The sequence below is a fragment of the Bacillus sp. LJBS17 genome (assembly GCF_019334685.1).
Taxonomy (GTDB): domain Bacteria; phylum Bacillota; class Bacilli; order Bacillales; family Bacillaceae; genus Bacillus; species Bacillus subtilis.
Genome location: NZ_CP079759.1, coordinates 211,644 through 232,930 on the forward strand (window position 1 = coordinate 211,644; position 21,287 = coordinate 232,930).

Annotated in this window: 21 protein-coding genes; 11 read left to right on the top strand and 10 right to left on the bottom strand. The window is 43.6% G+C overall.

Annotation, left to right across the window (positions count from 1 at the left end; all coding sequences use genetic code 11):
- Nucleotides 1–67: 67 nt before the first annotated feature.
- Nucleotides 68–331, top strand: coding sequence for a hypothetical protein (locus tag KXZ66_RS01190; protein ID WP_024571603.1), 264 nt, complete (start codon nt 68–70; stop codon nt 329–331).
- Here KXZ66_RS01190 and KXZ66_RS01195 read toward each other — a convergent pair.
- Together KXZ66_RS01195 and KXZ66_RS01200 are read right to left on the bottom strand one after the other, a co-directional pair.
- Nucleotides 316–1,086 carry a serine/threonine protein kinase gene (locus KXZ66_RS01195; protein ID WP_219144759.1) on the bottom strand — a complete coding sequence of 257 codons (771 nt, stop codon included), beginning with the start codon at nt 1,084–1,086 and terminating at the stop codon, nt 316–318. The two genes, KXZ66_RS01190 and KXZ66_RS01195, sit on opposite strands and share 16 nt — an antisense overlap.
- A gap of 85 nt (nt 1,087–1,171) precedes the next feature.
- Nucleotides 1,172–2,029, bottom strand: a complete 858-nt coding sequence (locus KXZ66_RS01200) for a hypothetical protein (protein ID WP_219144760.1) — start codon at nt 2,027–2,029, stop codon at nt 1,172–1,174.
- A 131-nt stretch (nt 2,030–2,160) separates the two neighbouring features.
- Between KXZ66_RS01200 and KXZ66_RS01205 the strand changes: the two genes are divergently transcribed.
- The 4 genes from KXZ66_RS01205 (at nt 2,161) to KXZ66_RS01220 (ending at nt 5,619) form a co-directional block, all read left to right on the top strand.
- Nucleotides 2,161–3,345 carry a DUF4885 domain-containing protein gene (locus tag KXZ66_RS01205; protein WP_219144761.1) on the top strand — a complete coding sequence of 395 codons (1,185 nt, stop codon included), beginning with the start codon at nt 2,161–2,163 and terminating at the stop codon, nt 3,343–3,345.
- 317 nt (nt 3,346–3,662) lie between these two features.
- Nucleotides 3,663–5,051, top strand: coding sequence for an amino acid permease (locus tag KXZ66_RS01210; RefSeq protein ID WP_049140317.1), 1,389 nt, complete (start codon nt 3,663–3,665; stop codon nt 5,049–5,051).
- A 111-nt stretch (nt 5,052–5,162) separates the two neighbouring features.
- Entirely contained in the window at nt 5,163–5,411 is a 249-nt protein-coding gene (csgA, locus tag KXZ66_RS01215; protein WP_003234887.1) for a sigma-G-dependent sporulation-specific acid-soluble spore protein CsgA, read from the top strand.
- A gap of 16 nt (nt 5,412–5,427) precedes the next feature.
- Nucleotides 5,428–5,619, top strand: a complete 192-nt coding sequence (locus tag KXZ66_RS01220) for a DUF5370 family protein (protein WP_003234886.1) — start codon at nt 5,428–5,430, stop codon at nt 5,617–5,619.
- A 29-nt stretch (nt 5,620–5,648) separates the two neighbouring features.
- On the opposite strand, the gene blaOXA is transcribed toward KXZ66_RS01220, so the two are convergent.
- Complete coding sequence (blaOXA, locus tag KXZ66_RS01225) at nt 5,649–6,452, bottom strand: class D beta-lactamase (protein ID WP_070548428.1); 804 nt, start codon at nt 6,450–6,452, stop codon at nt 5,649–5,651.
- 172 nt (nt 6,453–6,624) lie between these two features.
- Between blaOXA and cypC the strand changes: the two genes are divergently transcribed.
- Entirely contained in the window at nt 6,625–7,878 is a 1,254-nt protein-coding gene (cypC, locus tag KXZ66_RS01230) for a CYP152 family fatty-acid peroxygenase CypC (RefSeq protein WP_021481914.1), read from the top strand.
- Between the two features lie 40 nt (nt 7,879–7,918).
- On the opposite strand, the gene KXZ66_RS01235 is transcribed toward cypC, so the two are convergent.
- Nucleotides 7,919–8,179, bottom strand: coding sequence for a hypothetical protein (locus KXZ66_RS01235; RefSeq protein ID WP_003234883.1), 261 nt, complete (start codon nt 8,177–8,179; stop codon nt 7,919–7,921).
- A 267-nt stretch (nt 8,180–8,446) separates the two neighbouring features.
- On the opposite strand from KXZ66_RS01235, the gene KXZ66_RS01240 reads away from it, so the two are divergent.
- On the top strand, nt 8,447–10,066 hold the full coding sequence (locus tag KXZ66_RS01240; protein ID WP_041850645.1) for a glutamate/serine transporter AimA: 1,620 nt from the start codon (nt 8,447–8,449) through the stop codon (nt 10,064–10,066).
- A gap of 47 nt (nt 10,067–10,113) precedes the next feature.
- Here the strand turns inward: KXZ66_RS01240 and KXZ66_RS01245 are convergent, their stop codons facing one another.
- Together KXZ66_RS01245 and glpT are read right to left on the bottom strand one after the other, a co-directional pair.
- Nucleotides 10,114–10,995: a glycerophosphodiester phosphodiesterase gene (locus KXZ66_RS01245; RefSeq protein WP_041850646.1), complete on the bottom strand. Its 882-nt coding sequence runs from the start codon at nt 10,993–10,995 to the stop codon at nt 10,114–10,116.
- A gap of 98 nt (nt 10,996–11,093) precedes the next feature.
- Nucleotides 11,094–12,428: a glycerol-3-phosphate transporter gene (gene glpT, locus KXZ66_RS01250; RefSeq protein WP_003246460.1), complete on the bottom strand. Its 1,335-nt coding sequence runs from the start codon at nt 12,426–12,428 to the stop codon at nt 11,094–11,096.
- 296 nt (nt 12,429–12,724) lie between these two features.
- Between glpT and KXZ66_RS01255 the strand changes: the two genes are divergently transcribed.
- The 3 genes from KXZ66_RS01255 to KXZ66_RS01265 all read left to right on the top strand — a co-directional run bounded on the left by KXZ66_RS01255 (nt 12,725) and on the right by KXZ66_RS01265 (nt 15,229).
- Nucleotides 12,725–12,973, top strand: a complete 249-nt coding sequence (locus tag KXZ66_RS01255; RefSeq protein ID WP_015715167.1) for a YbeF family protein — start codon at nt 12,725–12,727, stop codon at nt 12,971–12,973.
- Nucleotides 12,974–13,064: 91 nt separating this feature from the next.
- Nucleotides 13,065–13,982, top strand: coding sequence for a bifunctional helix-turn-helix transcriptional regulator/GNAT family N-acetyltransferase (locus KXZ66_RS01260; RefSeq protein WP_128441314.1), 918 nt, complete (start codon nt 13,065–13,067; stop codon nt 13,980–13,982).
- On the top strand, nt 13,979–15,229 hold the full coding sequence (locus tag KXZ66_RS01265) for an MFS transporter (RefSeq protein ID WP_128442055.1): 1,251 nt from the start codon (nt 13,979–13,981) through the stop codon (nt 15,227–15,229). The genes KXZ66_RS01260 and KXZ66_RS01265 overlap by 4 nt, the downstream gene beginning before the upstream one ends.
- Nucleotides 15,230–15,263: 34 nt before the next feature.
- Here the strand turns inward: KXZ66_RS01265 and KXZ66_RS01270 are convergent, their stop codons facing one another.
- The 4 genes from KXZ66_RS01270 to KXZ66_RS01285 form a co-directional block, all read right to left on the bottom strand.
- Nucleotides 15,264–15,689 (bottom strand): hypothetical protein, encoded by a 426-nt coding sequence (locus KXZ66_RS01270; protein WP_064672064.1) that lies wholly within the window; start codon nt 15,687–15,689, stop codon nt 15,264–15,266.
- A 74-nt stretch (nt 15,690–15,763) separates the two neighbouring features.
- Nucleotides 15,764–17,953, bottom strand: coding sequence for a glycoside hydrolase domain-containing protein (locus KXZ66_RS01275; RefSeq protein ID WP_041850649.1), 2,190 nt, complete (start codon nt 17,951–17,953; stop codon nt 15,764–15,766).
- 74 nt (nt 17,954–18,027) lie between these two features.
- Complete coding sequence (locus tag KXZ66_RS01280; protein ID WP_219144762.1) at nt 18,028–18,948, bottom strand: DMT family transporter; 921 nt, start codon at nt 18,946–18,948, stop codon at nt 18,028–18,030.
- Nucleotides 18,945–19,772, bottom strand: a complete 828-nt coding sequence (locus tag KXZ66_RS01285) for an AraC family ligand binding domain-containing protein (RefSeq protein WP_219144763.1) — start codon at nt 19,770–19,772, stop codon at nt 18,945–18,947. The genes KXZ66_RS01280 and KXZ66_RS01285 overlap by 4 nt, the downstream gene beginning before the upstream one ends.
- Nucleotides 19,773–19,987: 215 nt before the next feature.
- Here KXZ66_RS01285 and purT point away from each other — a divergent pair, with 215 nt between their 5' ends.
- The gene (gene purT / locus KXZ66_RS01290) at nt 19,988–21,157 is read left to right on the top strand and encodes a phosphoribosylglycinamide formyltransferase 2 (protein WP_257475332.1); all 1,170 of its coding nucleotides are present in this window, start codon (nt 19,988–19,990) and stop codon (nt 21,155–21,157) included.
- Nucleotides 21,158–21,287 lie beyond the last annotated feature (130 nt).

The window sequence follows — 21,287 nt, forward strand, 5'->3', positions numbered from 1 at the left end:
TAAGAGATTCTCGTCTATTCTTTTTCTTTCTCCTATAAAATTTATATAATAGGGAGAAAGAAATGGGGTGAACAGCATATGTTTAAAAAAATCATCAAAACGATTAAGTACCTCTCAAGCAGTTCTAGTGACCGATATCGCAGACACCGGCATTACAGCAGCAGTCGGCGCAGACATTATCGCAGCTACAGCAGCAGTTCGGGCAAAAGAAGACACTACGACCGTTATGGCGGCAGTCATCGTTACAAACGCCGGAGCTACAGCAGCAGTTAATCCAAAAAAAGTTCTTGTTCCGCTTTTGGGACAAGGGTTTTTTTATGTGACCGATTGAATGGCCCGGTTTAGATCCTCGCGAATGGAAGCGGTGTGCTGATACTCTTCCTCAATGCCCAATAATCTTTTCAGCAGCAAGGTTACTTCCTTTGTCAGTGTTAATTCCTCCAGCCAAGTGCCGTTTTTCTTCTTTTTTCCTTTATATTGAGAGTACAGCAGGAATAACAGCGTTTCTCCGAGATCGAAGAAGTCATCCTGTTTTCGTACCTTTATTTCCTCCATTTCTTCAGGAGTCAATTGTTTGGCAAGGCCGAAATCGATGAGGCAGAGCCTGCCGTCATTGATGATGATATTAGGCGTTCTGATGTCGCTGTGGAAGATAAGGCGATCATGCAGGTATTCTATAATCTCAAGCAGCTGCGAAATCAGTTGTAATGCCATAAGATCTGTGAACGGCTGTTTTCGAAAAAATAATAATTCTTCTATATTCTCTCCCTCAATGAACTGCATGACATAATAAGCCTGTCCGTCTATGATGAACTCATCTATGAAGCCCGGAATTTGCGGGTGGTGAATGCTTTTGAGCAGTTTTATTTCCTGTTGGAATCGGACTCTCTCTTTTTCCTTTTTGGCTTTTGTCGGCCGAAGCTGTTTTAAGACATAAGGTGTTTGAGTTAGGATATCGGTGCACAAATAAACCAAACCGTAGCCTCCCATACCGAGGCACTCTTCGATTTTGTATTGATGATTTAAGATAACGCCGTTCTTTAGAGGGCGGTCAAATAACAGTTTTTTTAGAAGTTTTAATGCCATGTCTGCACTTCCCTTGGTTGTACTGACTATAGTTTACCTTCTAGACGGAGAATAAAAAAGAGCCGGATAACCGGCTCGGTATAAGTTAAAACTGCTTTGTCACGTCGTATTCATAATCTATTTTTGCTTTTACGTTGCTCATCGTCGATCTGGCTGTCGCTAATGCATTATATTTAAAACTCCATACCTTTGCCACACTGAGTTGATCTGACAAAGAGATATCATAAGACCCTGAAGTCGAGCTGTTTACAAGAGCACGGCGCCATTCGTTGTTTTCGCTCGTCATGATCAGGTGGCGTGTATTTCCCTGGCTTGGTGTTTGAGTGGCGGTTGTCTGAACTCTGGTTACAATGGCATCACGCGGTATCCCGGATTGGTTTGTTAAATCAACCTTGATCACGCTGGAATCAGAACCTGAGGGGCTAAGGCTTGTATTTCCTTTATTTTCAGCAACGCCGCTGAATTGGAATGTTCCGCTGCCTGATTTGATTCGGTCTTCAATTGAAAGTGTAAAATACATGTTTCCGGTATAGGTGCCTCGTGACACTTTCACATAAAAGGTATCTGTCGTGTTTTGGGCGTCTGCATTTGCATAAATAAAAGAAGAAAACGTATTAGGGTTAATGACTTCTGTCCCTTGAGAAACAGGTATTCTATTCTTATCATAAATTTCAATTTTCATCCCTGTATACGCGCTCTGGTATGTACTCCTCACGTATACTTTTTCTCCCTTATTAGCCGTAAAAGTGAAATAGGCTTCATCTTGACCAGCTTCAAGTATTGTTGTATCGATATTTTTATATTTCCAATAACCGATCGGCATTGCGGTATCAAATGAATTGTTTCCTGTGATAGCAGTGACTCCGGCAGCTGATGCCGAATACGTAAAGGTGAATAAGACAGACAGCATAACAGCGAATGGAATAAGCCATTTTTTCACCATGCAAACAACCTCCTTTTATTTCCATCATACATAATAACGATTTAGGTGTAAATAAATGTTTTTTGAGGTTAATATATACATTATCTTTGCCGATAAAAAAGAATAAGAGAGAATACTCGGGAGGGAATTCAATGCGTCTGAATCGGCAATTTATCCGCACTCAGCTGATGGCACAGAACATATTGAGCAAGAATGCGCCTGCCAAACGGGAGAATGCGACTGAAAATCCAGCGGCAGTTCTGGAAAAGGCATACAGCAGGCTTAAGTCACAATCTTCAACTGGGGGAATCAATCAGTTCAATTATTCTAAAACCAGCGTGTCGGGAAACAGCGGGATGTTCAGCAAAGTGTATCAATCAGCGAATGATCGAACAGTGACAGACACAGGGGAAGAAACAGTGATTCAATGCCAAAACCCCTATGAATCTGAGAGTGATATCAGAATCAAAATACTAGATGAAAAATACAGCAGGATGAATGCGATTAACAAAACAAAGTCTGATCCATTAGGCTATATTAAGGATAAGTACCAAAATTCAAAGTCTCCTTATTTCAGAAGTGATCTGTCAGCTGCAGAAAGACAGGCCGCTTACGATAATGAAACAGAATGGCTATTCAAAGGCAAGGCCCAAAACTATAACCTTCAGGATGCTGCGTTTCGGAATGTCACATTTCATGGGGAAGTGGAAGCTGAGAATGAAAAGGTGTATCAGCGGGGACAGGTTAACCAGCAGCTGCAAGTGCTGTTGAATCGAAACCATATTCATATTCCAGAGGGGACAGAGCTGACGTTTACAATCACACCGATTGACTATCAGGTGCGGGTAAGCGGGTCAGACGATCAGGCACTGATTAAGCAGATTGAGCAAGTAATGCAATCTGGGGACAACAGCAAAGAGCTATTTTTGCACATCATGAAAAGCCAAAGCAGTGATTCAACACAATTTTCCGAAGAGGCCTATCAAAAGTATCAGGCTGCTCGTGAGATGTATGAAGTTACAGGCTACCATTTGAAGGATTTAGAAGTGATTGATGGGCGGTATGTCACGCCTGATGGACGTGACTTATTAGACGTCTATAAAGAAGAACTTGAAAAAGATCCAGTGCAGAAACAAACGGCTTCTTATGCTATATCTTACTATCGTTCAGAGCTCAGTAAAATCGCGGAAGCCGGGTATAATGCCATTCCGGATTTCATCCTATCAATTGATTACAGCAATGGATCTCTGAGAGATGTGGGACAAAGCAAGAGCTATGGGACCGGAGATACCGGGTGGCTTGAAGCATTAAAGCGTCAAACGGGTGTGAATTATTAGGTAAGCTGTTCATGTAGAACAGCTTATTTTTTATGAGAATCTAAGGGGTGTATTAATTTAAATATTCAAATAATTTTATTATTTTTATATAAAAGATTTTAAAAGAAGTGAACGATTCAAAACTCTGAACAAAGGTGTTTACCTGAAAAAAACAATTGTATTTTCCAGAGAAATTTATTATGATGAAATAAGTAATTTAGGAGATTATATAACAATTTTAAGTTTGAATTTTCTGATTGTTATCACTGATTCATGTGAAGGCAAGCAGGTCTGCTGTTTTCTCATTTATGAGTATTTTGTTAGGAGGAGGAAGAGGAGTGGCAAATAAAGAATTAAAGAGGGGCCTGGGCGCGCGCCATATTCAGATGATCGCCTTGGGCGGTACAATCGGTGTTGGCTTGTTTATGGGTTCTGCCAGCACGATTTCATGGACTGGCCCATCTGTCCTTCTGGCTTATGCAATATGCGGAATTTTTATCTTTTTTATTATGCGTGCGATGGGTGAAATGCTGTATGTCGAGCCGAGCACAGGCTCTTTTGCGACGTTCGGCCATCAATATATTCATCCGATGGCAGGTTATATAACAGCATGGAGCAACTGGTTCCAGTGGATTATCGTCGGCATGTCAGAAATTATCGCTGTCGGTTCTTATATGAAGTATTGGTTCCCGGATTTGCCTGCTTGGATACCTGGTATCGTGGCAATGGTGATTCTTGGTGCGGCGAATTTAATTTCTGTTAAGTCGTTTGGGGAATTTGAGTTTTGGTTTGCGATGATTAAAATCGTGACGATTATCTTGATGATTATTGCGGGAATCGGAATTATTTTCTTCGGTTTTGGCAATGGCGGAGATGCGATCGGTTTGTCGAACCTGTGGTCTCACGGGGGCTTCTTTGCAGGAGGTTTCTCAGGTTTCTTCTTTGCACTGTCTCTTGTCATTGCGGCCTATCAAGGAGTTGAGCTGATCGGGATTACAGCGGGTGAAGCAAAGAATCCGCAAAACACGCTAAGAAATGCGATTCAAAGTATTATCTGGCGTATTTTGATTTTCTACATTGGCGCTATTTTTGTGATCGTGACGGTGTATCCTTGGGATGAGCTCAACTCACTCGGAAGTCCGTTTGTGTCTACGTTCTCGAAAATCGGGATTACGGCAGCGGCCGGCATTATTAACTTTGTCGTGATTACTGCGGCAATGTCCGGCTGTAACAGCGGTATTTTCAGCGCGGGCCGCATGCTGTATACACTGGGTGTCAATGGACAAGCACCGAAATTCTTTAAGAAGATTTCACGCAATGGTGTGCCGCTGTATGGCACAATTGCGGTGCTGATCGGTTTGGCTGTCGGTGTTGTACTGAACTATATCGCGCCGCCGAAGATCTTTGTCTATGTATACAGCGCAAGCGTGCTCCCAGGGATGATTCCTTGGTTTATCATTTTGATCAGCCATATCGGATTCAGAAAAGCGAAGGGTGCTGCATTAGATAAACATCCATTCAAAATGCCGTTTGCTCCTTTTACTAACTATTTGACGATTGCTTTCTTGCTGATGGTTCTGGTTGGCATGTGGTTTAACGATGATACTCGTATCTCTCTGATTGTAGGCGTAATTTTCTTAGCGCTTGTGGTCATTAGTTATTATGTGTTTGGGGTTGGCAAACGCACCCAGGCCAATTTGACAAAAAGCGAACAAGCAGCTGAATAACGATAAAAAAGAGACATTCACGGATGTCTCTTTTTTTATTTTTCGCGTATGGATTTTCCCTATTTTAGCAAGCTATAGGGTAAAGATAGCAGAAGGAAAGGTGTTCATGAAATGGATGTTACACTCGGTTATTTGCGCGAATCACTTTCGAATCATCTAGAAAATGAAGTCTGCCAGCGTATTTGCAAGAAGATGCTGGCGAAGCGTTATGCAAATGAAGAGGAATTTGTAAAAGACTTAGATGATAATGAAATGTCTTTTTTGAACCATGTATTAGAAAAAGAAATTAAGTATGCCCAGAATGAACAGGATCAAAAACGGGCCAAGGAATTAAACGAGGTGTATGAATTACTGCTTTGAGAAAGGCGGGTAAGAAATGGGAGCAATTGAACGAAGCGGATATACATTTCAGCCGGAGTTTAGCGTTGTCCGTCAAAACGGAGCCATCCATGTGTACCATCAAGGAGAGTTTGTGGAAGAAATCGAATTTGAATTTAACGGGGAATATCCCGATCATGATTTGATTGAAGAGCTTGTGAATCATTATTGTTTTGAGCATGAGATTTAGAGCCCTGCCGCAGTGCAGGGCTCTTTTATTTAGGATGTGATCAGGCCATACTTTTTCAGGATATCCACGGTGATGTTTTTGGCTTTTGTGCCGGAATCATCGACATTGGTGACAAAGACATAAGAGCCATGCTCTGTTTTGATGAATCCGACAAACCATCCTAATCCCATATCAGTCAGGCGGGTTCCGGTTTTCCCGTAGAGCGTGTAATGATCGCCTTCCTCTTGAATCATCATGCGCTTGACGATTTTCATCACCGGTTTGTCAAATGGAAGCTCCTCTTTAAATAGTTTCTCCAAAAAGGTTTCTTGTTCCAGCGGAGATATTGTGAGCGAGCTTTGCAGCCAAAACTGGTCAATTCCCCCGCTGATATCCTTGTTGCCGTAAGATAGTGTATGAAGCCATGTTTTCATTCTTTCCTCGCCGATATCTCTCGCTAATGCCTGATAATACCAGATTGCGGATTCGCGCATGGCCGAGCCAAGCGTATGGTCGCGGTTCCATGATTCGAATTCACGCTTGACCCCGTCCCATCGTTTAACATCGTATTCATCTCTTACAGCTTTGACCTGCAAACCGATTAAAGCGTTCACGACTTTAAAGGTGGATTGCGGAGTTTGTCTTTGATTTGCCCGTTTTCTGTTATAGACAAATGTCTGCTCCTTTTGTAAATCGTGAAGAATGAAGGTTCCATCCGTATCCTTGAATTCATCATCGACATTCATTCTGCTGACATTCAAGTGTTTTTCATGAGCAGATGACGCTGCGTGGACGGAGAAGCCGCCGATCCCTGCAATACTCAGCACAAGCACAACATATATCCATTTTTTCATTTTGTTCTCCCCTTTGTTTTGATTAACTACCTTTTCTCTCTTTCGTTTGTTCTTCCTTTAAAAAATAATCAAAAAGCGCTTAAATTTGGTTTTGCAAACAAATACTGTTACTGGGTTTATAGTCGGAAGATAACGTGAAAATAGAGGGTAAAAAGGAAGGCAGGGTAAGCGGATGAATGAGCAGATTCCACATGACAAAAGTCTCGATAACAGTCTGACACTGCTGAAGGAAGGGTATTTATTTATTAAAAACAGAACAGAGCGCTACAATTCAGATCTGTTTCAGGCCCGTTTGTTGGGAAAAAACTTTATTTGCATGACTGGCGCTGAGGCGGCGAAGGTGTTTTATGATACGGATCGATTCCAGCGGCAGAACGCTTTGCCTAAGCGGGTGCAGAAATCGCTGTTTGGTGTTAATGCGATTCAGGGAATGGATGGCAGCGCGCATATCCATCGGAAGATGCTTTTTCTGTCGTTGATGACACCGCCGCATCAAAAACGTTTGGCTGAGTTGATGACAGAGGAGTGGAAAGCAGCAGTCACAAGATGGGAGAAGGCAGATGAGGTTGTGTTATTTGAAGAAGCAAAAGAAATCCTGTGCCGGGTAGCGTGCTATTGGGCAGGTGTTCCGTTGAAGGAAACGGAAGTCAAAGAGAGAGCGGATGACTTCATTGACATGGTCGACGCGTTCGGTGCTGTGGGACCGCGGCATTGGAAGGGAAGAAGAGCAAGGCCACGTGCGGAAGAGTGGATTGAAGTCATGATTGAAGATGCTCGTGCCGGCTTGCTGAAAACGACTCCCGGAACAGCGCTGCATGAAATGGCTTTTCACACACAAGAAGATGGAAGCCAGCTGGATTCCCGCATGGCAGCCATTGAGCTGATTAATGTACTGCGGCCTATTGTCGCCATTTCTTACTTTCTTGTGTTTTCAGCTTTGGCGCTTCATGAGCATCCGAAGTACAAGGAATGGCTGCGGTCTGGAAACAGCCGGGAAAGAGAAATGTTTGTGCAGGAGGTCCGCAGATATTATCCGTTCGGCCCGTTTTTAGGGGCGCTTGTCAAAAAAGATTTTGTATGGAATAACTGTGAGTTTAAGAAGGGCACATCGGTGCTGCTTGATGTATATGGAACGAACCACGACCCTCGTCTATGGGATCATCCCGATGAATTCCGGCCGGAACGATTTGCGGAGCGGGAAGAAAATCCGTTTGATATGATTCCTCAAGGCGGGGGACACGCCGAAAAAGGCCACCGCTGTCCAGGGGAAGGCATTACAATTGAAGTCATGAAAGCGAGCCTGGATTTCCTCGTCCATCAGATTGAATACGATGTTCCGGAACAATCACTGCATTACAGTCTCGCCAGAATGCCGTCATTGCCTGAAAGCGGCTTCGTAATGAGTGGAATCAGACGAAAAAGTTAAATCAAAAAGCTCTCTTCCTTTATCGAAGAGAGCTTTTTGATTACTTCTTTTTTTCATCGTAGTATTGGACGGGATACATGGAGCCTTCTGATACCATTTTGTTATCCTCGATATCTTGCGGGTCCGGGTGGCCGGCTTTATCAACTGGGAACGTTTCCATATCGGGCTGTTTTGTTATTTTCATCTTCATGCTGTGAATGAATTCCCTTGCCTTTTGGCGATTTGACGGGTCTTTTAATAGATAAGAAGTGATGCCGACAGTTGAAACAGCGAGACCTGAAAGTAACAGCTTTTGTTTCATGGTGATACTCCTTTCTATTTTAAGAATAGTGTTTCCTGTATCATTCCCGTTTTGGAAATAGCTAAACCTATTGTGTTTTTATCGTTGGGATTAACAGTAAATTCCATTTAAGAAGAAACTAGTGACTTCATTCCTGTATTGGAAGGTAATATACATTGACTTATTATAGTTTCAGTCAAAATTCGATAAATATTGACAAAGTAAAGTAATCAGAATAATAATATAATTAGCAAGAGAATGTCATCATACATGAAAGGTGTTTACGATATGAATCAATTGCATCGAAGAATGGGAACGTTTTCCCTCATGATGGTCGGGCTAGGGTCGATGATCGGTTCAGGCTGGCTGTTCGGGGCTTGGCGTGCGGCTCAAATAGCAGGACCAGCTGCTATTATTTCATGGGTTATTGGAATGGTCGTCATTTTATTTATTGCTCTTTCTTATAGTGAACTAGGTTCTATGTTCCCTGAAGCGGGGGGAATGGTCAAATACACGCAATATTCACACGGTTCGTTTATCGGTTTTATTGCGGGCTGGGCCAACTGGATTGCGATTGTGTCCGTCATTCCGGTTGAAGCGGTGGCCTCCGTTCAATATATGAGTTCTTGGCCTTGGGAATGGGCGAAATGGACAAGCGGTTTGGTGAAGAATGGAACGCTGACTGGGGAAGGACTAGCGTTTGCCTCTGTATTGCTTCTCATTTATTTTCTGCTGAACTACTGGACAGTCAATCTATTTTCGAAAGCGAATTCATTAATTACGATTTTTAAAATTATTATTCCGGGTCTTACGATTGGAGCTTTGCTGTTTGTCGGATTCCACGGAGAAAACTTTACTGGCGGTCAAAGCATTGCGCCGAATGGCTGGGCAAGTGTGCTGACGGCGGTTGCCACTTCAGGTATCGTTTTTGCGTTTAATGGTTTCCAAAGCCCGATTAATATGGCGGGTGAAGCAAAAAACCCGGGGAAATCAATCCCGATTGCGGTTGTTGGCTCTCTTTTCGTTGCGACAGTGATTTATGTCCTGCTGCAGATCGCCTTCATTGGAGCTGTGAATCCTTCTGATATTGCTCACGGCTGGAGCCATCTGAATTTTAATTCTCCTTTTGCTGATCTGGCGATTGCGCTGAATATTAACTGGCTAGTTATTGTGTTATATGCGGATGCATTTGTATCACCGTCTGGAACAGGGATTACGTATACGGCGACAACGTCCCGAATGATTTACGGAATGGAAAAAAACAAATATATGCCAAGTATATTCGGGAAGCTTCATCCGATTTACGGCGTTCCGCGACAAGCAATGTTCTTTAACTTGATTGTGTCGTTCATCTTTTTGTTCCTGTTCAGAGGGTGGGGCGTATTAGCGGAAATTATTTCCGTTGCTACGTTAATTTCTTATATCACCGGCCCGATCACAGTCATGACATTGAGACGGACGGGGAAAGACCTGTACAGGCCTCTTCGTTTAAAAGGCTTGAACGTGATTGCCCCGCTTGGATTTATCTTTGCGTCACTGGTGCTGTATTGGGCGCGCTGGCCGTTAACAGGACAGGTTCTGTTTATTATCCTGATCGGTCTTCCGATTTATTTCTATTATCAGGCGAAGGCGAAATGGAAAGGGTTTGGCCGAAACTTCAAAGCCGGCGTCTGGATGGTGTTTTATCTGCTGGCCATGATGGTCATTTCTTATTTGGGCAGTGATAAATTCGGCGGCCTGAATGTCATTCATTATGGCTGGGATATGGTTCTGATTGCGATGGTATCACTTGTATTCTATGTGTGGGCGCTGAAGAGCGGCTACCAGACAGAATACTTAAATGATGCGAAAGAGATAAATTCTCAGCTGCTTAATGGACAGTCAGAAGCTGCTGCCGGAAAAGAATAAAATGTAGAAGAAAACCTTGCGAACAGTTGTCGCAAGGTTTTTTTCGTTTAATAACCCTTTTTTACTTTGTGGAAAAGATCAGGATAGTTGGTAAACACTCCTGTTACGCCCCAATCAAGCAGGCGATGCATATCTGCTTCATTATTGACTGTGTAAGGGTGAAGCAGGAGGCCGTGGCTGCGGATCATACGGACGTTTTCTTGATTTAAAGCTTTATAATCCGGGCCCGCACCGACAGCGTATGTTTTGATTTCTTCCAGGGCAGCATCTGTCATTGACGCCATTTGTTTGGCTTCCAGCAATTGAACGGTCGGCAGGTTTGGCTGTAATTGATGGACTTTTATCAGGCTTTCTTTGCTGAACGATTGAATGATCACCTGGCCTGGCTTAGAATGTTTCCCCAGTAATTTATGTTTCTGCAAAGAAGCGATCAGTTTTTCTTCCATACCTGGGTAGGTGTCAGGCGATTTTGTTTCAATGTAGTAGTTCGCGTGCTTTCCGAAACGGTCTAATACCTCTTCTAATGTAGGAACTTTAAGGCCGACGTACTGCGGCTTTGCTTTTTCCGGATAGGCTTCATTAAACCAAGAACCGGCGTCAAGCTTCTTAATGTCTGCGAGCGTATGGTCTTTCACCCAGCCCGTTCCGTTTGTGGTACGGTCCAGTTTTTCGTCATGCATGACAATCAATTTCCCGTCTTTTGTCATTTGCAGATCCAACTCAATATAATCAGCTTTCATTTTCTGAGCGGTTTCGTAAGACAGAATCGTGTGCTCAGGCACATATCCAGAAGCCCCTCTGTGCGCGACGGTCAGGATACGGTCAGGTGACAGCAGGTTTCCTTTTGACGCTGCCGACACTGGCGTTGTCATAAATGCGAGTAAGCCCAGCGACAGAACAACTAAGGCTAGTATTCTATTTTTTTTCATGATTTCTCCTCCTTGTTAATAAAGACTACCTGTCTTTCATATTAAAAAACGGATGTAAACGGCGTGTTGGAAAATGATTAATCTTTTATGTTTCTTTCTTAAACGTGTTCCGCCCGTTTTCCTGTATTCCACGTCAAAGCCAAGAAGACGATGGCAAGAATGCAGGAAGAGATCAGCATGATAAAGCCGCCGTTCCAGTTAAAACGGTCAACGACAAAGCCCATAATGGCGTTTGCGAAGGCGGATCCGCCGATGTATCCGAAAAATCCGGTCAAACCGGCTGCAGTTCCGGCTGCTTTTTTCGGTGCTAGATCAATCGCTTGCAGGCCGATCAGCATAACAGGTCCGTAGATTAAGAAGCCAATGCTGATCAAGGCGATATTGTCTACGAGCGGATTGCCGGCCGGATTCAGCCAGTACACCAATACGGCAATGAAAACACCCGCCATAAACAAAACGCCTGCCGGTGCCCGGCGGCTTTTGAAGAATCGGTCACTGATCCAGCCGCACAAGATCGTTCCCGGTATGCCTGCGTATTCGTAAAGAAAATACGACCAGCGCGAGTCTTCAGGAGAAAAGCCTTTGGCTTCTGTTAAGTAAGTAGGCGCCCAGTCAACCACGCCGTATCGCACGAAATAAACAAATACATTGGCAAAAGCGATGTACCAAAGAAATTTGTTGTTCAGCACATATTGAAAAAGAATTTCTTTTGTTGTTAATTCTTTTTCCTGATTTTTAAAAGCGTGTTTTGGATAGTCATTCCGATACTCTTCAATTGGCGGGAGTCCGCAGGATTGAGGCGTATCACGAACCAATAAAACAATTAAAAATGAAATGATAATGGCGATGATGGCAGGGAAGAAAAACACGCTTTTCCAAGTGACGAACATCGCGATCCCAAGAGTGACAAGCGGAGCAAGAATACCGCCGCCTATGTTATGGGCGACATTCCAGATCGACATTTTTGTGCCGCGTTCACTTATGGAGAACCAATGGGCCATTGTCCTGCCGCATGGCGGCCAGCCCATTCCTTGAAACCATCCGTTGATAAACATAAAAATAAACATGATGGTGACGCTCGAAGTCACCCAAGGCATTGAAACGAATAGAATATTAACGATTGCTGATAAAAATAGGCCTGTCGCCAGAAAATATCTCGGATTACAGCGGTCAGACACCATCCCCATGATGAATTTGCTGAAGCCGTACGCAATGGACACAGCGGCCAGCACCAAACCCAGTTCTGTTTTCGAAAATCCCTGTTCCTGCAGATAAGGAATGGCAAAGGCAAAGTTTTTCCGTAGCAGGTAGTAGCCTGCGTAGCCAATGAAAATACCAATGAATACTTGCAGTCTGAGCCGTTTGTATGCCGCATCCATCTTTGAATCATCCAGTCTCTCAATATGAGGAGCCGGTTTAAATATATTAAGCATTAATAATTATCCCCCTTTGCTGTTTGTGCTGGATGTGTGGCGTGCCTCCTTTCCCGAAAAACAAAAAGAGCCAGAAAACACCCCTTGTCAAAAGGGGTTGGATTCCTGGCTCTCCTCATCTCCATCCAAGCTATTAACTTATCATGATAGCGCTTTCTTAAATTATCATAGTCCGGAGCGAATGTAAACGGGTAATTTTCAAATTGGGCCTTAGGTAAGTAAATATTATCCTTTTACTAAATGCAATTATATTTTTTTACTAGTAACATAAAAATCTGGAGGGAGGCTGTTTAAAGGTGGATGAATTAGATATCGCATTCTTTATTTTACCGTTAGGAATTATGCTGCTATCGATTGTCGGGACCTGTATTTGTAAAAACCCGTATCTGATGCCAATGCTTAGTTTGGTGATTTCTCTTGTGCTCACCTTTACCATTTTTAATGAATCATTTTTGGGATGGGCTGTTGTCTATAGCTTGGTTTCTCTGGCTTTATCCTATATCACATTGATTGTGGTAAGGAAAAGGAAGGAATCAGGAAATTAAAAAGACCTCACTCTCTAATATATCGTTGACTAAAGCAACTATATGTGATTATAATTGGCTTAGTCAACAATATTAGAAAGTGGGGATTGATTTGAAAACAAGAGAATCATCTGTCGGATTAAAATTCAGAAAGTTCAATCGATTTTACACAAACGTCCTTGGTTTCCTTAATGAGCACATTTACGACAGCCCGTTTTCCTTAACAGAAACACGGATTTTATTTGAGATTTATAATACGCCTAATTGTACGGCAAAAGCTCTTCAGGATAAACTGGGGCTTGACCGGGGATATGTCAGCAGGATTGTGAAGCAGTTTGAAAAAGAAGATTTGATTTATAAACAGAGGAGCAAAGATGACGCCCGCCACCATTACATTTTTGTCACAGAAACAGGAAAAACGATTTATAAAAAGCTGGAGGAGAAAGCCAATGAACAAGTGGAACTGATGCTGAAGGAAATCAACCAAAAGGAGCAGCAGAAGCTTGCCGAGGCGATGGCAGAGATTGAAGCGATTCTTTCACAGTCGCTTTCTGCCAGAGCATCAGAGATATCGATTAGAGATTATTTTCTTTCGGAGGATCTTCAACTCCTTATTGAGAAACAAAGACAATTTTACGCGGAGGCTCACGGTTGGGATGACACGTTTTTAGCTTATCTTCAGGAGACATTTGACGCTGACATCGAAAAAATATGGATTGCGGAAAGCGGCGGGAAATTTGCTGGCTCTGTCGGGTTGGTCAAGCATGATGAAAAGACAGTCCAGCTCAGATGGTTTCTGGTTGATGCGGATTTTCGGGGCAGGGGGCTCGGCACGCAATTGCTGGAGCATCTGGTTGCATACTGCCAAGACATGAAGTTTGACCGCATTTTCCTTTGGACGGTGAGCAACATGGCTGAGGCTCGTCCGCTCTATGAAAAATTTGGATTCAAGATAAGTGAAGTGAAACAAGAAGCGCCATTATGGGGACAGCAGCTGACAGAAGAACGGTGGGATTTGGAGCTGTCATGAAAAGACTGCATTATGCTTGGGTCATCGTCTCCGTCACCTTCTTGATCTTATTGGCGGTTCAGGGGGTGCGGCTGTCGTTTGGTGCGTTTGTGGAGCCGTGGGAACGGCAGTTTTCAATGGATAGAAGCACCATCTCGCTGATTTCGACGATGAGTTTTATTGTTTATGGCATATCACAGCCTGTGATTGGGCGGCTTGTGGACAAATGGGGTGCCCGGGCTGTTTTGGCATGGAGTGCGTTACTGACAGGAGTCAGCATTTTCTTAACATACCTTGTGACTTCGCCTTGGGAGCTGTTTTTGCTTTACGGGCTGGGTGTCTCGCTTGGAGTGGGCGGAGCATCGAATGTGGCGGCAAGTGTATTGGTCGTCAATTGGTTCAGCAAAAAGCGGGGACTAGCCTTTGGGATCATGGAAGCAGGCTTTGGCGCGGGGCAAATGCTTCTCGTTCCCGGCTCACTCATGTTGATCCATTGGTTTAGCTGGAAGCTGACGGTTGTGGTGTTGGGACTGCTGTTAATCTTGATTGTCTTTCCGGCTGCCCTGCTGATGCTGCGGAACAATCCTTCAGAAAAGAATACAGAGCCGATAGGCGGACTGGCTGCATCAGAAAAAGAAACAGCACCCAAAACAACAGCTCTTTCAGTGGCCGGGATGTTTCGTATGAGGCAATTCTGGTTCTTGATATTTCCGTTTTTGATCTGTGGATTTACGACCGTGGGGCTGATGGATACCCATTTGATTCCGTTTTCTCATGATCATGGCTTTTCAACCACAGTCACGAGTGCTGCTGTCAGTCTGTTGGCAGGCTTTAATATTGCTGGCATCTTGCTGTCCGGAATTGTAGCGGACCGGTGGAGCAGCCGGAAAATCCTGTGCTTTTTATATGCGGTGCGGGCGCTGTCGATCGTGATTCTTATTTACAGCCACGAGCCCTACTTGCTTTTAGCCTTTGCGATTCTGTTTGGATTAGTGGACTTTGCAACGGTAGCACCGACTCAAATGCTCGCCACCCAGTACTTTCAAAACTACTCGATCGGCCTCATGATTGGCTGGCTGTCACTCGCCCATCAGATCGGATCGGCACTAGGTGCGTATGTGCCCGGCGTCATCTATACGGTAACGGGTGAGTATACACTGGCTTTTTATTTGTCGATTGGAATGCTCGTGCTTGCGAGCGTAATGAATGTGATGCTGAGGGAGCCATCTGCGGTCACGCGTGACAGTGCGGCTGTGGTAGACAAGTGATGAGGACAAAGGGAAAGCATCTCTGATTTCGAGATTATTCAGAGATGCTTTTTTTGTATTTTTGTTCTAATACGAAGTCGATCATACCGACTATGCGGGCGTTTTCGGATTTTTGTTTGAAGTTTTGGGAGACTTGAATGGCTTTTGCGTTTTTAAAACAAGAGGCAAGCCAGATAAACCCGACAACAACAAAAAATAATCTAGCAAGCAAACTCCCTGCATGGGGTAATTCATTAGTTGTAAAATATAAAAATAGAGTAACTAATGTACCGTAGATTACTGTTTTTATACTATGTATAAGAGTCAGCTGAGGCTCACTAAAGAATACTTTTAATTGATTCAGCATGATAGAATCCTGTTTGGTTAGAAAAGTCAGGATTTCTGTATCATGTTCCTTGTACTGTTTAATAGTTTCGGCTATTTTTACGGTTTCTTTAAATGTTTGTTGATTTAGAGTCATCCAGTATCCTCCTTAAAAGTAAAGCACTACATGAGGAATGATGTAGATCCATAGACCCATGCAGTGCTGATATATTATTTATTTGCAGAAGGGAATAAAGCTAAAAACGCACTTATAAAAGCTACAGCTCCACCTACTGCTAAGGTTTCAGGTATAGCTGTTAGCAAGGCAGCAATTCCTAATACAGCAGCCACTCCAAATGTAATATGAGTGAGAGTAGATTCCCAATCTGGTGAGTATACTTCCTCAGTATCTGGTAAAGTAAAGTGCTTCTGTTTTATTTTAAACGTAATCGTAGTCGTTAGTCCAGTTGTGACATTGTCACCTACTGGAATATCAGGTGTATAGATTTTAATTTGAATATTTAAAGATTCAGCTGTTGGATTTACATAAACCTCCAAATAACCGTTGCGTACTGATAAGCTGAGACTATTTAAAAGGTTTTGATAAGAGTCGATTTGTGACGCAGTGAGAGACGTTTGAGTGTCGCCCAATAAACCCGTGATATAGGCACCTGGTTTACCATTTGTAATGGTAATTGTGTTTGGTGAACCTTCACTTGGTATGGTTGCCAGAAGTGAAGTTGATAGAATAATATCCAACTCAGGTGATGTGAAAATGGTTTCTGTCGTATCAAATTCAAACATCGCGTTTGCCAAACTTGTTAGATTTTCTAAAGCCGGAATGGTAGATAAAATGTCTGTCAGTGTACGCAGCCTTGCATCATATACCGGGTCAGACGGCGGATTTACATTGCTTGCACCTGAGTCTCTTCCTGAAAATCCGTCTTTATCAATCCCGATGCTTCCAGAACCGCTTCCGATGGTTCCTTCATAAAATTGATCAAAGGCCCAGTTGTTTGGCATCGGATAGCCGAGATTGCCGCTAAATCCTGTTGACATATTTGCCACAAAACTATACTTTGTCAGTCCTGCTTCTGATGTACGGATACAAATGTTTCTTGGTCCGTAAACCCCTATTTCATACTTAGGTGCGGTTGAAAATGTCTGCATTTTTGTAAATGCTGACTTAATCTCTTGGAAATAAGGAATGATTTTATCGGTCACTTCATAATCGTATGCATCAAAATCGACAGCGAAATAAATGGTCGTGCCTGACGGAAAACCTAATCTTCTAGCAGCAGAAGCGGCACTATATGCATCTCTTGTGCCTTGGTCTTTGACAAAATAAGAAGATTCATAGCCGCCGTCTTGATAAATTGGGAAAACCTTCAATCCGGCATCAAGAATAACTGCAAGCTCTTTAGATGTCAGGGCTTTTGATATGAGGCCGCTGCTTGTCCGCACATTTCCGGTCAAATATCTGCCAACCGTTTTATAACCGTTATTCCGAAGTGTTTGAGCTTTTTCTGCGGTTATAATTGTAGCAGTGTCACAAGCAGAAGCGGTGCGAGTTGTGTCTCCTGAGCTTGATAATAAAGCTTTAATGGTTGGCATATCTGCATAACCTGTTTGCGGCAGGCACATGAACTCTTGAAATGCTTTAACAGCTGAAACAACACCCACACCATATTTGCCGTCAAACTCACCAGGATCGAACGATTTTCCGTTACAATAGAGGGCGTACTGAACAATTAAGACAAATCCTGTTCTTGAATCGCCGGGAGTTAAAGTAGGGCATAAACTTGTGGTGCCGTTTCCGAAAAATCCATTGGCAACACTTGTGCTCATGCCTTCTTCTTTTTGTAGGGCATAAATAAGAGCTTTATTTGTATCGCGGCCATACAGTCCGTCACAAGGCATTAACCCGATATAGTCATTGTAGTCCCGATTTAAGTTTTGTTGAATCTGGCGAATTCTTGAATCACCCCCAGACACCAGCTTAAAAGCGCTCATGTCTAATAAGGCTTTCATAATTAACGTGGTGACAATCCCATCCTGTGTTGTCAGTCCGGCAGCTTTTTGAAATTCTTTTACCGCATTTTCTGTTTTTTCGTAAAAGACGCCTGTAAAACCGCCGGGATTAAAGCCTTTACACCATAAAGCCCCTTGTAAAATAAAATTCATGTTGCTTGGTTTTGAATCTGGAGCTTGGCGTTTAAGAGGCTTAAATAAGCGCTGTGTTGTCGGCCCGAAGTTATCGGCTGGCTCTGAGATACCCAATTCAATTTGAAGCGCCCGAGTCAGACCGTAGATCGTATCCCACCCAGTTTTCCCGCTTTCTTCAACTGGGTTATACCCATGTTTGCCGCTGTACGTATCGTTCAGCCATTGCTGTGTGATTAAGACCATTTCATCAACCATTTCGATTCCTCCTTTGTTAGATTGCGTTCATTTATAGGTGGCAAACGTAGGACAAAATAAAAAAATGGATGCCGTTAAGCATCCATTTTACATCCGTTCTCCATCAGCTTCGCTTTCGGTTTCATCTCCGAAATGTAGAGGCCTAAAAGCGTAAGGGCGCCTCCTAGAAGAGCGATCCATGTCATGTTTTCATGCAGGACCAGGAGGGAAGCGGCGATTGTGATAACCGGGACCATGTATATATACGCACTGGATTTGACGGCTCCGAGCACGCCAACTGAATAATTCCAAGTGGCGAAGCACAGGGCAGAAGCGCCAATCCCTAAGAAAAGCATGTTGAGTATATTTGAAGCAGATGAAAATCGGCTTAGGTCCAAATGGAAGTCGAACAAAAATAAAGCGGGAACCATAAATAATAGGCCATACAAAAATACTCTCTGTGTCAGCTCGATGATGTGGTATTCGTAAGCGCTTAATTTTTTCATGAATATCGAGTATCCGCCAAACACGAGAGCAGCCCCGGCTGCCATGATGTCTCCGAGCGGATTTAGACGCAGTACCACATTGCCGTTAAACGTAATCAATAAAAGCCCGATCAGTGCCGAGACAAATCCAATCAAAAAAGTCAGACGCAGTTTTTCGCCTTCGAGCAGAAAATGGGCCAAAACCGCAGTGATCATCGGTATAATGGACACGATCATGCCGACATTGGATGCGTATGTATAGGTGAGAGCTATATTTTCTAATAGAAAGTATAAGGTTACGCCAAATAAACCAGCTCCGGCAAACAACAGCTCCTGCCGCCAATTTCTGAACGGAATCATGTTGGGACGGACGAGGATAAGAGCGATAAAGCCCATCAAAAACCGATAAAATAATATTTCCATTGGAGAGAAGTCAGCCAGCAGAACTTTTGTCGAAATAAAGGTCGTCCCCAAAATCAGAATGGTCACAATGGCTGCGATATGCCCCGAAGTTTCTCTTTGTATGTTCATCTGTGAAGCTCCTTTTCAAAAATCTTCATGTATTGCTTCGGCGTCAGCCCCACCTGCCGTTTAAAAAACTTCGTCATATGACTCTGATCGCTGAATCCTGTCTGAAATGCCGCATCAATCGGCCTTACCCCTTGTTCAAGGAGTTTTTTGGCTTGATTAATCCGTATTGTTTCCATGTAGCTATTAGGGGTAATGCCTTTTTGTTTTGTAAATGAACGCAATAAATGATACTTGCTCCAGCCTGTTAATTCACTCAAATCATTGAGTGTAACATTTTCGGCATAATGCTCTTCTAAAAATTCACAAACCATTTTGACTTCGTCTGATGGTTCTGGAATGCTGCTAAGGAACGTGACATCTGAATAATGGCGGATCAGCTCCTCTAATAGATGAAGAAACAGCTCCTCCTTACGCAAAGCTTGTTTTTCCTCGGATATCAAAATATGCAATTCCTGCAGGCTGGCTGTCAGCTCATGGCGGAATAACACATGCTGGGAGAAATAAGGGAGATGCCCGGAGCCAGTAATCTCTTTCACCGCCTTCTCCATGATATCCGGCATGACATTGATACACCGATAATCAAGCGTCCGGCCGTCAATCTGTTCACAGCTATGCGTGTCACGGGGGTTAAAGAGGAGAAGATCACCTGGATTGATGATATATTCTTGATCCTGACAGGCCAGATACCGTTGCCCTTTTTCAATAAATCCAATCACATAATAATCGTGAAAGTGGTTCGGGAACTTCTGCATAATTCCCTTGAAGCGGTAGGCTTCTATATGAAGGTGTGGGTCAAGCTGCAGTGTGCGGGTTTCGTTTTGCATGGGATGCCTCCTGTCGGTGTGGTGGTCTTGGATTAAGTGTAGCATGATTTTGGGAGATTTCTTGTATGATGTTGCTGTTTAGGAATAGAGGAAGCAGACCGTTATTGGTCTGCTTTCGTTTAAGAATTTAAAAGATTTTAACCCCCAATAATAATTTTATCTTTTTTAATAAAAATTTATTTTTCAAATATTTCAGTTATAATGGTTTGGAACAGATAGGAGGGGCAAAGATGTATCAATCAAAGAAGGTTTTATTGTTAGGTTCAGGTGAATTAGGTAAAGAGGTAGTGATTGAAGCCCAGCGTCTTGGGGTACAGACGGTGGCAGTTGACAGTTACGAGCATGCTCCGGCGATGCAGGTCGCGCATAACAGTTATGTCGTTGATATGCTGGACCCAGAGCAGATCAGAACCATTATTGAGAAAGAAAAGCCGGATTTGATTGTGCCTGAGGTTGAGGCGATCGCGACGGATGAATTGCTGAAGCTTGAAGAGGAAGGATTTCACGTCATCCCGAATGCCCGTGCGGCCAAGCTGACGATGGATCGGGAAGGCATCAGACGGCTTGCGGCGGAAACGCTTGGACTTGCGACGGCTGGCTATGAATTTGCGAATACATATGATGAATTTATACAAGCGGCAGCACAGATCGGTTTTCCTTGTGTCGTTAAACCATTGATGAGTTCTTCTGGAAAAGGCCAAAGCATCTGCCGCTCTGAAGCGGATTTAGAGAGCTGCTGGGAGACGGCGATGGAAGGCGGACGGGTGAAAAACGGCCGCGTGATCGTTGAGGAGTTTATCCCATTCGAATCAGAAATCACACTCTTAACCGTACGTGCGGTTAACGGTACGGCATTTTGCGAGCCGATCGGTCATGTGCAAAAGGACGGGGATTATATCGAATCATGGCAGCCGCATGATATGACAGAGCAGCAAATAGAAGAAGCGAAGCATATTGCGAAAACGATCACGGATGAGCTTGGCGGATACGGCCTGTTTGGTGTTGAGCTGTTCCTTGCGAAAGATAGGGTATATTTCAGTGAGGTATCTCCCCGTCCGCATGATACGGGTCTTGTCACGCTGGTGACGCAAAATTTGTCAGAATTTGCGCTGCATGTCCGGGCGATTCTCGGCTTTCCGATTACAGAAATCACACAGCTTTCTCCTGGCGCCAGCAGGCCCCTCAAAGCGCCGGAAGAATTAGCGGATTACACTGTTGAAGGATTGGAAAACGCACTGGCAGTCCCAAAGACTCAAATGCGCGTCTTTGGAAAGCCGATAACGAAAGCCGGACGTCGTATGGCAGTTGCGCTTTCTGCTGCTGATACAGTTGAAACGGCAAGAGAGAATGCAAAGAAAGCGTTGGACCAGCTAACGATAAAATAGAGTTTGAGCAGGCCTTGTCATGGTACAAGGCCTGTTTTTTTCTTTCTCCGTAAAAGTTTTATCATAAGAATCAGAAACCCGATTATAATGTAAAAGTCTTCCATCAATACGGGTGGTTGACACTAAAGGA